Genomic DNA, 13,816 nt, shown 5'->3' with positions numbered 1-13,816 from the left:
TTGTGAAATATGATTATATTGATTTCCTGAAGAAGTATGAATTAAAAAAAATAAGAGCTGCTTAAAATAAAAATTAGATTTTATTTTAAGCAGCTTTATTTGTTATATCTTTTTTAAACTTACTTTACTTATCATCAAATAAGAAAATGCTATTATGAAAATTATAGGAATTATAATACTCATATGAGAGTGAGACTCTCTAATAGCTAGTTCTATAAGAGCTAGAACAGTTACAAAGCTACCAGCAATTGTTATTGGTATACCAGTAAATACTCCGTTAAAATCAGTTACATTATATCTAGCCAATCTAAATGCACCACATATAGGGAATAAAAGCACTAAACAATAACCTAATATTCCTACTGGGCCTAAAGTTTGAAAACTAAAAAGAATATATGTTAATATTGAAGGCGCTACTCCAAAAGAAACTAAGTCTGCTAGAGAATCTAATTGTTTCCCTATATCAGAGGAAACATCAAGGTATCTGGCAACTCTACCATCATATCTATCAACCAAAGCTGCTATAATTATAAATATACATGAAATAAGGAATTTTTTTTCAAAGGTACTTAAAATTGCAAGTACACCACAACCTAAGTTTATGAAGGTAAAAATGTTAGGTATACTACTCTTTTTCATTTAATCACTCCTATTATTATAAAATAGATATAAGTCCATACTTATAGGTATACCAAAAAAACAAGTAAAAATAAAGATATTTAAGAAAAACTTAAGGAAAGAATTGTTGGTTAGACAGATTTTTATCTCTGTGATAATATAAATATATATGTAGTGTGGAAAAAATACAAAAAAAGGGGATAAAGATATGAAAACGACATCTAATAATGAAATATTAGAATCTTTCAATAAAATGTTGCCGTATTTATCTGTTATGTTTGATGGAGAAGCATCTTTTGCAATAACAGATAAGAATAAATATTTATTAGTGCAAAACTGTGAAACTTTACAGCTACAGGCTAAGGCAGGGGATGTAGTTCCATCTGAAGGAGCAATTCATGATGCTATTGTAACAGGCAAAACACTTGTTAAAGATGTACCTAAGCAAGTATATGGTGTTCCTTTTAAATCATATGCTATTCCAGTTAAAGATGATAGTAATCAAGTAATTGGATGCATAGCAGTAGGTAAATCTGTTGAAAAGAGAAGTCAGGTATTGGAACTGTCACAAACTCTTTCAGCTGCTCTTGAACAAATTTCTGCCTCAGTTCAAAATTTAACTGCAGGAGTGCAGAATATAGTTGAGTCAAATCAAGAAATGCTTGATGAAGTAAAGGTTGCTTCAGATAATACAAAGGGTACAGATGATATCTTGAGTTTTATTCAAAATATTTCACATCAAACTAATCTACTTGGAATCAACGCAGCCATTGAAGCTGCTAGAGCAGGAGAGTTAGGTAGAGGATTTGGAGTGGTTGCAAAGGAAATAAGAAAGCTATCTAGTTCAAGTAGTGAGTCTGTTAAACAAGTTAATGAAGTGCTTAAGAAAATTGAAACTTCAGTTAATACTATTTCAACAAGAATAAATCAATCAAGTGTTATTTTTGAATCACAAGCTTCTGCGTTTGAAGAAATATCAGCTTCAATAGAAGAATTAAGTGCAAGTGCACATACTTTAGAGGAACTATCTAATAGATTATAATTTTTAAATAAATACCATAATCAATAATAAAATCAGTATTTATTTGATATAATAGAGTTATATAGGATGTAGGATAGAGGCAGGAGGTACTAATTTGAAAAAAGTAAAATTTATATATAATCCATATTCAGGAGAAAATGAAATTTTAGATAATTTGGACAAAGTGATAGAAATTCATCAAAGCTATGGATATACTGTTGTACCTTATAGAATAAGCAAAAATTGTCCAGTTAAAGAAGCTCTAGAAGATGTAGATAACAGCTTTGACTATATTTTAATAGCAGGTGGAGATGGTACTGTCGACTCAGTTGTGAATGCTATTAAGGCAAGAAACATAGATATACCAATAGGAATTTTGCCTGTAGGGACAGCAAATGATTTTGCTAAATTCATAGGAATACCACAAAACATAGGTGAAGCATGTGTACAAATTCTAGAAAATCCTGAAAGCCTTGTGGATATAGGAAAAATAAATGATAAATACTTTATCAATGTTGCCTCTACAGGTCTATTTACAGATATATCCCAAAAGACAGATGATGAGCTTAAAAATACCATAGGTAAGCTAGCTTATTACATAAAGGGGTTAGGGCAGTTGCCTAATTTTAGAAAACTAAAGGTAAAACTGACTTCTAAAGAAGAGATATTTGACGGAAAAATGTACCTAATGTTAGTGTTTAATGGACAAACAGCCGGCAATTTAAAACTAGCAACAAAGGCTGATGTTTGTGATGGAAAGTTAGATGTGATTGTATTTAAAGCATTAGCAGTATATGAATTACTGCCACTATTTATTAAGACGCTTAAGGGAGAGCATTTAGATGATCCTAATGTTCTTTATTTCAAAACTGATGATCTTTTAATTGAAAGCAGTGAAGATATTGCAGTAGATATAGATGGAGAAAAAGGACCGGCATTTCCATTAACCATTCAATGCATTAAAGATGGTTTGAAAATAAGAGGAATAAAGAAATAAGTAATAATTCATGAATTTAAGAGATATTCAACAATTGTGTGAATTAATGAGAAGACATGATTAAGAAATAAATAAAAATACACAAAATTTTATGACATATTAGTTGCCAAGGATTAATAATTATAAAATAAGAAACTTACTAAGCGAGGGTATTGGTATGAAGGTTATTTTATATTATTTTTTCTTGGCATTTACATTATTATTGAGTATAAATATGTTTTTATGTATTTCTTCTAAAACACCTAAAAAGATTAGAAATATAATTAGGTTTATGATGCTGATAATTATAGTCAGGTATATAGGACTACTATATGTAGGTATAACTGATTCTAATAACACAGTTTTAATGCTTAAGCCAATCAAAAATCTTAATATGATTTTTGTTCCAGGAATTTTGATGTTGGCAAACTATGTGTTTTTTAGAAACAACAAACAAAAGATTACTAGTGTTTATCCATTCTTAGGAATATTCATAGGCATATATGCAGTACTTCTTTGTTTCAGTAAGTATGCACTTTCTATAGGTAAGGATTTTGGATTTCTTTTAATTTCATCTAATGGTATCATGGAATATTTCGTATTCTGCGTAATTTTAGAATTTATCTTTCTTTTAATTTTATATAATATAGGAAAGCCTTATGTTAATAAGCTTGGATTGTTTACTGAGATAATTGCAATATCAGTTAATGTGGCAGAAGCTTTTATGTTCATATTTGGCAAAGGAATTTTTCCAGTGCCAGTATTGGGAGAGTTTCTAGCCTTATTAATTGTTTATTATATAAATCAAACCTTTGTAAGATAAGGCATCTTAAAGCACATAGCTTTATATTATGCTAGTCTATTATTCCTTATACTGCATCAATAGAACATTAGATAGCTAAAAATATCAGTTGTATATTTGGAGTTGTTATTTATTTTAAGATGCCTAAATAAAAAATAAGAGAACTGTATTAAAGGCAGAGATATCTTTGCTTTAATACAGTTCTTTTTATGATTGCTATAAGTTATTTTTTAATTTTTTAATTTTTATATTCTTAGATTTAGTAAATTACATTATTAGCTGATTTTATCCGATAGCTAGCATCCGTAACACTCCAACTTCTTTAAGTTGGAGATAACGGCTGCACGCTCCTGGATAAGTTCAACTAAGATTCAGATGGGGATACACCCCACCTGAATCAAGTTTCACTTGATGAGTATAGAAACAACTAATATATTTATTTATAGGCTAAGAGTTTAAGTTATTTACTTCTAGAATGTGATTTGCCATTCTTTGAAAAAGATCTGTTATTTGGTGCTTTATTATTGCTGACAGTGTTACCTTTTCTAGAAGAAGTATTTTTGTTACTAGTGTTGCTGCTAGAAGCATTATTTTTATTACCAGAGCTACTGGTGCCTCTGCTGTTGCTATTATTTACGTTATCAGTACTTTGCTTATTGTTTGCATTGTCATTGCCAAAGTTTTTTGACTTAGTTGATTTTCCGGATGACTTATGATTCATATTTCTTGGCGGATTCCAATCAATCAAGCATTTAGGTCCTTTACCAATTAAATCTTCTCTATTAGCCTTTATAAGAGCCTTCTTAACTAAGTTATAATTCTTTGGAACATTAAATTGCAACAAAGCTCTTTGCATATCTTTTTCTTCCTGAGTTTTAGGCGTATAAACTTCTTCACCTGTAAGTGGATTAACTCCAGTATAGTATATAGTAGTAGATAAACTACCAGGAGTTGGGTAGAAGTCCTGAACCTGCTCAGGTGTATATTTCATTTCCTTTATATATAGTGCAAGCTCAATAGCAGCATTTAAATCACTACCAGGATGTGAACTCATCAAATAAGGCACAAGGAATTGATTCATCCCAACCTGCTTATTTATTTGATGATATTTATTTACGAATTTATCGTAAACATCTCTGCCTGGTTTGCCCATTTGAGAAAGAACTCTATCACTTATATGCTCAGGAGCAACCTTCAATTGACCACTAATATGATGCTTACATAACTCTCTAAAGAATTCAGTATTCTTATCATGAATTAAATAATCATATCTAATACCACTTCTTACAAAGACTTTTTTAATCTTTGGTATGTTTCTAACTCTTCTCAAAACAGATAGATATTCAGTGTGATCAACAATTAAGTTTTTACAAGGGCCAGGGAACATACATTGCTTGTTCTTACAAGTACCATGCTCTATTTGCTTTGTACAAGCTCTATGTCTAAAATTTGCAGTAGGGCCACCCACATCATGAATATAACCTTTAAAATCATCAAAAGTAGTTAAGAGTTTAGCTTCATCCACAATAGAATCGCCAGTTCTGTTTTGAATAACTCTTCCTTGATGGAAGGTTAAAGCACAGAATGAACAAGAACCAAAGCATCCTCTATGGCTAGTTATAGAAAACTTAACCTCTTGAATTGCAGGGATTCCCCCTAAAGGTTCATATATAGGATGGTAAGCTCTTTTATAAGGAAGGTTATAAGTAAAATCCATTTCTTCCTCTGAAAGTGGCAGTTGAGGAGGATTTTGTACAAGATACCTATCCCCATGCTTTTGAATAAGTCCCTTACCTATAACAGGGTCTTGTTCATAAGATTCTAATCTATAACTATCACCATAAGCCTTTTTGCTTTCTTCAACGTCTTCAAAAGCAGGTAAGGTTACATAATTATTTATGGCAGATACATCCTTTGTAAGATAACAAGTACCTCTTACATCAGTCATATTCTTAACTGTCATACCATATTTAAATAAGTCAGCCACTTGAACAATAGTCTTTTCTCCCATACCATACATCAAAAGGTCAGCCTTTGAATCTACAAGGATACTTCTTCTAACTTTATTATCCCAGTAATCATAATGAGCAAATCTTCTAAGACTAGCCTCAATACCACCAATTAATATTGGCATATCTTTAAAAGCTTCACGAATTCTATTGCAATAAACTATAACTGCTCTGTCAGGTCTATGTCCAGATTTGCCGCCAGGGGAATATAAATCATCATGTCTTCTTCTCTTGGCTGCAGTATAATGGTTAACCATTGAGTCAATATTACCTGAATTCACAAGAAAGGCATACTTAGGTTTGCCAAGTCTCTTGAAATCCTCAGCATTATGCCAATCAGGTTGAGCAATGATTCCTACTGTGTAGCCATTGGCTTCTAAGGTTCTACCTATGATGGCAGTACCAAAGGATGGGTGATCCACATAAGCATCACCAGTAACTATTATAAAATCTAATTGATCAATATTTCTTTTCTTCAAGTCTTCCATGGAGATTGGTAAAAATTCTTTTGCTAATTTCATTTAATATACTCCTTTATCACTAAGAATCTTCAAAAGATAAGCAAGTTGTTATTCATTTTTAGATTCCTTAAGTACAATAAGATATGATAACACAACCACAGACAAAATTAAAGATAGTTCATAGTAGGGAAATATTTATATAAACCTATAAAAAAATAAACCTATAAAAGTTTAAATATATGTTTATATAAAAATATATAAATATTTATAGTGAAAATCAGCTTTGAGAGTGATTACGATGAAATAGATAAAAAACCTAATCCCGAAAGTATAAGAATGTAATCAATATGGAATTAATATATTAAAATACATAAATAGAAATATTTTCTCGAAATGCAAAATATATAATAGTAAGATTAAGGTAAACGATTAATTAATAAAAAAAGTATAAACGATTAAGCTTATAGGGAAGGTGATGGGGAATGTTAAAAAAAATATTTTTAGGAACAAAGTTTATTTTTGTTTGCATTGTAATAATGGTGTTTTTTAGTTTTACGATGATAATAAATATAACCAATATACAAGAAAGCTACAAGGAACATAGTAGCTCAGATACGAAAAATATGCTTTATCTTGGATTTACAGGTTCAAATGAAGCTAATCATATAGATTCTGATGGAGATGAAAAAGATGATAAAAGTAAAATGGTAAGTGCAAAAAAGGCATATATAGACTTTTTAAAGAATGTAAGGCAAAAGAAAGACATAATAATTAAAGTTAGTTGGGGAAATATGGGCTTTGTCAATAAAGATAATAATGTTGGATTATACTTTAATGGCAGATATGATTGCCCTTATCATATATTAAAAGGAAGATTTTTCACTAAAGAAGAAATGGATAGTAAGGATAAGAAGGTAGTTATAGGCAAGGATGTACTTAGTCAGACTATAAAAGAAGGAGATAAGACATATATTTTATGCGGACAAGATAAATATGAGGTTATTGGTGTAGTTGGAAAGGAAAAGATTTCTACCTTATATGACGATATAATCTTATGCAACTTAACTAATTTTGCTGAGGCAAAAGAAAGTATAGCAAATTTAGAATGGAAGATAGATAGTAACGTTTATGATATTTCTCAACTAAGAAATATTATATCAACCTATGATAGTAATCATTTACTTATGGGTACTTCAGATGAAATGCCAGCAGCCTTAAAACAATCCCTTAGATATAATACTCAAATGTTTATTTCAACTATATTAATAGGTATAGCTGTATTTTTAGGATTAGTACAAGCTACGGTTTATTGGATTGAAAATTTAAAGTTAGAAATAGGCATAAGAAAAAAGTGTGGAGCAAGGGATTTTGAGATTTTATGTTTAATTATGAAGAGATATTTTATAGTTTCCATTGTAGCTACTATAATTTCTTTGGGAATCTTGGAGTTTGCGAAGAATATATTTAAATTTGAATTTCTCCAATATGCTGACTTTAATCTTATGTTAAAGATATTATTTGTACAAATTATAGCAGTAGGGTTAATTCCTTGTATGGTATTTTTGTTTAACATAAGAAAAGCAAGTATAGGCAGTCTATTAAGGGAGGAGTAGCTATGAATATAAAATATGCTTTAAAAGCAATCTTAAGCAATAAATTATTATCCATAGTATTGATAATAGAATTAATTTGTGGATACTACTCATTTTATAATATTTTAGATTATCAAAAACAGATAAATGAAGAATCTAAGAAGGTAAATTTTATATATGGCAATAAATCACTATACCAAATGACATTAAACGGTTTTGGCGGTATGGCGTTTAAAGATAGCGAAAAAGCTATAGATTGTATAAAAGAATTACAAAAAGCAAAAGAATATACTTTTACTGTAGGAAATAAAATGCAAGCAGATTTAAAACCTTTTTCAGGCTGCTATAAGTTTAAAATTTCATCATTACCTATGTCTTCTAGTGTAGTTTCCGTAAATGGATTTGTTGCCAATGAAAATGCAGTGAATAGCTTTAATCTACAGGTGCAGGAAGGAAGATTGTTTAATCAAAACGAATATAGTATGGGGAAGGTAGATAATATATACCCAGTAGTTTTAGGGGCAAATTATAAAGGATATTTTAAAGTAGGAGATATAATAGATGGCGTTAAGTTAATGCATGACACTGCTATTAAGATTAAAGTAATAGGTATATTGAAAAAAGATACTAGCATACCAATAAAGTTTGATAATTATAATATATTTTTTCAATCAGAAAAGGCAAATCCTAATTTTGTGAATTTAGATAATTATGTTTTAAAACCTTTTATTACTAATACATCTGAAATTGATGCCACAGAAATAAAATCAGATATGTTGGGTAATTTTGTTGTTTTAGACAAGAGTTATTCAGAAGAAAAGAAAGAAAAGATATTAAATGATATTAAAGATAAATTAGAGAATGCTACAGGAGATAAATTCATAATAACAAGCTATGATAAGGATATTACAAAACAATTAGATCAATATATTAATTCAAGAAATACTTATTTGTATACTTCAATCACAGTATTAATATTCTTATCTATAACAATAATAGTATCCATGCTGAGTTCTATAAATAAGAGAAAAAAGGAATTTGGAGTTTATATCTCAAGCGGAGCTAGAATGAAGGATATCATGAGTATGATCAGTTTGCAGATGATATTAATATCAATTATAGCGTTGATGTTTACAATTATAGCTATATTAATTTATTATAACTTCTTTGATGGGGATGCACTATTAAGTGCACATGATCCTAATATACAAACTAAATCATTAGATTTTAGAATATTAGCAGTGCTTTTATTTGGGGGAGTAGCTTACTCAGCTATTGCTTCTTTGATTCCAATAAGGAAGATAAAAAAATTGAATATAAGTGATTTATTAAGAAGGGATGATTAGTATGGAAATTTTACGATTAGAAAATATACACAAGGTTTATGGTAAGGGCAATCTTCAGATGGAGGCTTTAAAGGGAGTAAATTTAGTGGTTAATGAAGGTGAATTGATTGCTATAATTGGTGTATCAGGTTCAGGAAAGTCAACTCTTCTAAATATAATAGGAACCTTAGACAAAGCAAGTACAGGAAAATATATTTTAGAAGGTAAGGAAACAGAAAAATATTCAGAGAAAGAGATGGCCAAGCTAAGAAACAAGACTTTTGGTTTTGTGGTTCAGCATTTTGCACTGATAAAGGGTTTTTCAGTATATGATAATGTTGAAATTCCTTTAGCTTATAGTAAGGGGAATAAAAAAAAGTATGAAGAAAGAGTAAAAACTATGTTAACTAAGCTAGGAATTAGAGACAAAATAGATAGTAAACCTAATCAACTTTCAGGAGGACAATGTCAAAGAGTTGCAATAGCAAGGGCTTTGGTAAATGATGCAAAAATACTCTTAGCAGATGAACCTACAGGAGCTTTGGATAAGCAAACAGGACAGGAAGTTCTTGATATATTTAAGAAGCTTAATGAGGAAGGAAAAACCGTAATAATTGTAACTCATGATGAAAAGATTGCAAATCAATGTAATAGAGTTATAAGAATGGAAGATGGAAAGATAGTAGAGGATAAATCCCTTATAGAAGTAGTCCAATAATAGATTTTATGAAGAACTTGGTGTAGTGGCAGAAAATCAGTCTTGTGTAGCAGCAGTGCTATTATAAGTTTTCTTAAAAGCTTCAGTTAGTAAGTAGTGGGTTAAATTGTGTATAGAAGTATTCCATTAAAATGTTGGTGGACAACCTATAATAATTCGACAAAATTCTACCAACATTTAACTGGAATAGTTCTATAGGGCTTTTTAGAGTTATAAAGCATAGTATAGGAAGATAATCTATATTAGGGGAAGACTTATGTGCTTATATTGCCAGATTATTTATACTTGTAATGGATTAAATGAATACAAAGTAAGTAACTAAACTTTAAAAACAAAAATATATTTATTTCGACTATAGACTTCACATTTCAGCTTTTTGACTACACTTTATCTTTTGTTTCATACAAAAATCTCTTTTGACAGATAAATGATTAAAAAAATGATATTAAAAAGCGATTATATAAACAAAATTTCAAAAAAATGAAAAAAATAAATAAAATATGTTGAAATGGAATAAAATTCAATATATAATAATATAAAGTAAACGATTAACTGGAGGAACTTATAATAATTAATAAATGGTACCTAAATATTAGTTATTTTATAAAGAATTTTGGTTTGGTTTACTCAATAAGATAACTAATTATTTAGGAGGAGAGAAATATGAGAAAAAGAACAAAAAGAACTTTAGGGTTAGCTACAATTTTAGCATGTAGTCTTTCAGTGACAGCTTTTGGATTTACTGCAGATAAGTATAAAATAGGGGCTGTAGCAGGTTATTGTTACTGTGGATTGTATGGATATCAACATGCTATAGAAGCAATTAGATATGAAAAGGAGGCAGGTAGAAGAACAGAGGGAAGTGCTAAAATTGGGACTGCGTATAGTGGACATCATGGTAGGATTTACGCTCAGATTGGAGATTGTGTAGGTAAATCAGTTGAGATTACAGGTCCGGGATGGAGCCTTACAACCCCATTTGATATTTGGGGGCGCTATCCAGTTACAGAAATCCATAGTTATACTCCATATTGATTAAATATAAACGATTAATTTATAGGGAAGTTTACAGCTTCCCTATTTTAAAATGAGGGAGGGAATATGGTTAAAAAAACTTTTTTAGGAACTCAATACATATTTATATGTATAGTAATAATGGTATTCTTTAGTTTTACGATGATAATAAATATAACAAATATACAAGAAGGTTATAAGGAACATAGCAGTTCAGATACAAAAAATATGATGTATATTGATTTTGTACAATCAGATGGAACTAAGGATATAGATGCTGATGAAAAGGATAGTAAAAGTAAAATTGTAAGTAAAAAAAAGGCATATATAGATTTTTTAAAGAGTGTAAGGCAAAAGAAAGATATAATAATTAAAGTTAGCGGCGGAATTATGGGATTTATAAATTCAGATTATAATGTTGGATTATATTTTAATGGCAGGTATGATTGCCCTTATCATATATTAAAAGGAAGGTTTTTTACAAAAGAGGAGATGGAGAGTAAGGCTAAGACTGTAGTTATAGGCAAGGATGTAGTAAGTCAAACTATAAAAGAAGGAGATAAAACATATATTTTATGTGGGCAAGATAAATATGAGGTTATAGGTGTAGTTGGAAAAGAGAATGCTTCTACATTATATGATGATATAGTTTTATATAATTTAATTAATCTTGCGGATAGTAAGGAGAATATAGGAAGCATAGAGTGGAAAATAGACAGCAATGTTTATAATGTTAATGAATTGAGAAATATTATATCAACCTATGATGATAGTCACCTACTTAAAGGTGCTTTCTATAAAATGCCACCAGCATTAAAAGACTCTCTTAAATACAATACTCAGATGTTTATTTCAACAGTCTTAATAGGCATAGCTGTATTTTTAGGATTGGTACAAGCTACAGTATATTGGATTGAAAATTTGAAACTAGAAATAGGAATAAGAAAAAAGTGTGGGGCAAGGGACTTTCAAATTTTATGTTTAATTATGAAGAGATATTTTATAGTTTCCATTGTAGCTACTACAATTTCTTTTGTTGTTTTGGAAATTGTGAAGAACATATTTAAATTTGAATTTCTCCAATATGCTGATTTTAATCTTATGTTAAAGATTTTACTGGTACAAATTATAGCAGTAGGGTTAATTCCTTGTATGGCATTTTTGTTTAGCATAAGAAAAATAAGTGTAGGCAGTTTATTAAGGGAGGAGTAGCTATGAAGATAAAATATGCCTTAAAAGCAATCTTAAGCAATAAATTATTATCTATAGTATTGATAATAGAATTAATTTGTGGATACTACTCATTTTATAATATTTTAGATTTTCAAAAACAGATAAATGAGCAGACTAAGAAGGTTAATTTCATATATGGGAATGTATCTGTATATAGTATTCGTCTAAAGACCACTGGCATTATGGGATTCAAGGATAATGAAAAGTTATTAGCTTGCATTAAAGAGTTACAAACATCAAAGGATTATAAATTTACTATCGGAAAAGAAAGTGATATACGTTTGAAAAAATTTAGGGGATTTGAAAATTTTAAAGCAGGAGAATCCTCCAATTGTAAAATAGATAATGTAGAATATGTATATGCAAATAGTTTTGCTGTTAATGAAAATGCAGTGAAAAGTTTTGATTTACAAGTACAGGAAGGAAGATTGTTTGATGAAAATGAATATAGTAAGGGATCTGAAGATAATATATATCCAGTTGTTTTGGGAGCAAATTACAAAGGCTACTATAAAGTTGGAGATGTAATAGATGGGTTGAAGTTAGAGGAGGATATAGGTGCTAAATTCAAAGTAGTTGGTATATTGGAAAGAAGTGCTAGTATGCCACTAAAGTTTGATTATAATAGTATATTTTTTCAATCAGAAAAAGGAAGTCCTAACTTTGTGAATTTAGATAATTATATAGTAAGACCTTTTTTTGATGATGCATCTAGAAATACTGCAGATGATATGTTTTTTTGGGCTTACAGAAATTTCGCTATTTTAGATAAGAATTATTCAGAAGAAAAGAAAGAAAAGATATTGAATGATATCAAAGATAAATTAGAGAATGCTACAGAAGAAAAATTCATAATAACAAGCTATGATAAGATAATTACAAAACAATTGGATCAATATATTAATTCAAGAAATACTTATTTGTATACTTCAATTACAGTATTAATATTCTTATCTATAACAATAATAGTAGGTATGTTGAATTCCATAAATAAGAGAAAAAAGGAATTTGGAGTTTATATCTCAAGTGGGGCAAGAATGAAGGATATCATGAGAATGATTGGCTTACAGATGATACTAATATCAGTTATAGCTTTGATTTTTACAGCAGTAACTATATTAATTTATTATCATTACTTTGATGGTGATGCGTTAATGGATAATCCTTATATAAAAGTTAAATCATTAGACTTTAAAGCATTAGCAGTGCTTTTATTTGGGGGAGTAGCTTATTCAGCTATTGCATCTTTGATTCCAATAAGGAAGATAAAAAAATTGAATATAAGTGATTTATTAAGAAGGGATGATTAGTATGGAAATTTTACGATTAGAAAATATACACAAGGTTTATGGTAAGGGCAATCTTCAGATGGAGGCTTTAAAGGGAGTAAATTTAGTGGTTAATGAAGGTGAATTGATTGCTATAATTGGTGTATCAGGTTCAGGAAAGTCAACTCTTCTAAATATAATAGGAACCTTAGACAAAGCAAGTACAGGAAAATATATTTTAGAAGGTAAGGAAACAGAAAAATATTCAGAGAAAGAGATGGCCAAGCTAAGAAACAAGACTTTTGGTTTTGTGGTTCAGCATTTTGCACTGATAAAGGGTTTTTCAGTATATGATAATGTTGAAATTCCTTTAGCTTATAGTAAGGGGAATAAAAAAAAGTATGAAGAAAGAGTAAAAACTATGTTAACTAAGCTAGGAATTAGAGACAAAATAGATAGTAAACCTAATCAACTTTCAGGAGGACAATGTCAAAGAGTTGCAATAGCAAGGGCTTTGGTAAATGATGCAAAAATACTCTTAGCAGATGAACCTACAGGAGCTTTGGATAAGCAAACAGGACAGGAAGTTCTTGATATATTTAAGAAGCTTAATGAGGAAGGAAAAACCGTAATAATTGTAACTCATGATGAAAAGATTGCAAATCAATGTAATAGAGTTATAAGAATGGAAGATGGAAAGATAGTAGAGGATAAATCCCTTATAGAAGTAGTCCAATAATAGATTTTACGAAGAACTTGGTGTAGTGGCAGAAAATCAG

12 protein-coding genes are annotated in these 13,816 nt (G+C 29.6%); 10 read left to right on the top strand and 2 right to left on the bottom strand.

Annotated features, from left to right (window positions below; genetic code table 11):
• Nucleotides 1–102: 102 nt before the first annotated feature.
• Entirely contained in the window at nt 103–639 is a 537-nt protein-coding gene (gene pssA / locus OCU47_RS15135) for a CDP-diacylglycerol--serine O-phosphatidyltransferase (RefSeq protein WP_261829444.1), read from the bottom strand.
• A gap of 187 nt (nt 640–826) precedes the next feature.
• Between pssA and OCU47_RS15130 the strand changes: the two genes are divergently transcribed.
• From OCU47_RS15130 to OCU47_RS15120, 3 genes are all read left to right on the top strand, one after another.
• Nucleotides 827–1,660, top strand: a complete 834-nt coding sequence (locus OCU47_RS15130) for a methyl-accepting chemotaxis protein (RefSeq protein WP_261829443.1) — start codon at nt 827–829, stop codon at nt 1,658–1,660.
• A gap of 94 nt (nt 1,661–1,754) precedes the next feature.
• On the top strand, nt 1,755–2,636 hold the full coding sequence (locus OCU47_RS15125) for a YegS/Rv2252/BmrU family lipid kinase (protein WP_261829442.1): 882 nt from the start codon (nt 1,755–1,757) through the stop codon (nt 2,634–2,636).
• Nucleotides 2,637–2,793: 157 nt separating this feature from the next.
• Entirely contained in the window at nt 2,794–3,438 is a 645-nt protein-coding gene (locus OCU47_RS15120) for a hypothetical protein (protein ID WP_261829441.1), read from the top strand.
• 439 nt (nt 3,439–3,877) lie between these two features.
• On the opposite strand, the gene OCU47_RS15115 is transcribed toward OCU47_RS15120, so the two are convergent.
• Nucleotides 3,878–5,947, bottom strand: a complete 2,070-nt coding sequence (locus OCU47_RS15115; protein ID WP_261829440.1) for a YgiQ family radical SAM protein — start codon at nt 5,945–5,947, stop codon at nt 3,878–3,880.
• Between the two features lie 422 nt (nt 5,948–6,369).
• Here OCU47_RS15115 and OCU47_RS15110 point away from each other — a divergent pair, with 422 nt between their 5' ends.
• From OCU47_RS15110 to OCU47_RS15080, 7 genes are all read left to right on the top strand, one after another.
• Nucleotides 6,370–7,500 (top strand): ABC transporter permease, encoded by a 1,131-nt coding sequence (locus OCU47_RS15110; protein ID WP_261829439.1) that lies wholly within the window; start codon nt 6,370–6,372, stop codon nt 7,498–7,500.
• A gap of 2 nt (nt 7,501–7,502) precedes the next feature.
• Nucleotides 7,503–8,825: an ABC transporter permease gene (locus tag OCU47_RS15105; RefSeq protein WP_261829438.1), complete on the top strand. Its 1,323-nt coding sequence runs from the start codon at nt 7,503–7,505 to the stop codon at nt 8,823–8,825.
• A 1-nt stretch (nt 8,826) separates the two neighbouring features.
• Complete coding sequence (locus OCU47_RS15100; RefSeq protein ID WP_261829434.1) at nt 8,827–9,522, top strand: ABC transporter ATP-binding protein; 696 nt, start codon at nt 8,827–8,829, stop codon at nt 9,520–9,522.
• A 663-nt stretch (nt 9,523–10,185) separates the two neighbouring features.
• Nucleotides 10,186–10,557: a hypothetical protein gene (locus OCU47_RS15095; RefSeq protein WP_261829437.1), complete on the top strand. Its 372-nt coding sequence runs from the start codon at nt 10,186–10,188 to the stop codon at nt 10,555–10,557.
• 66 nt (nt 10,558–10,623) lie between these two features.
• Nucleotides 10,624–11,748, top strand: a complete 1,125-nt coding sequence (locus OCU47_RS15090; RefSeq protein WP_261829436.1) for an ABC transporter permease — start codon at nt 10,624–10,626, stop codon at nt 11,746–11,748.
• Nucleotides 11,749–11,750: 2 nt separating this feature from the next.
• Nucleotides 11,751–13,079 carry an ABC transporter permease gene (locus tag OCU47_RS15085; protein WP_261829435.1) on the top strand — a complete coding sequence of 443 codons (1,329 nt, stop codon included), beginning with the start codon at nt 11,751–11,753 and terminating at the stop codon, nt 13,077–13,079.
• Nucleotide 13,080: 1 nt separating this feature from the next.
• Nucleotides 13,081–13,776, top strand: a complete 696-nt coding sequence (locus OCU47_RS15080; RefSeq protein ID WP_261829434.1) for an ABC transporter ATP-binding protein — start codon at nt 13,081–13,083, stop codon at nt 13,774–13,776.
• Nucleotides 13,777–13,816: the final 40 nt, after the last annotated feature.

This window comes from Clostridium sp. TW13 (assembly GCF_024345225.1).
Classification (GTDB): Bacteria; Bacillota; Clostridia; order Clostridiales; family Clostridiaceae; genus Inconstantimicrobium; species Inconstantimicrobium mannanitabidum.
This window is presented reverse-complemented; position numbering and strand designations above follow the sequence as displayed.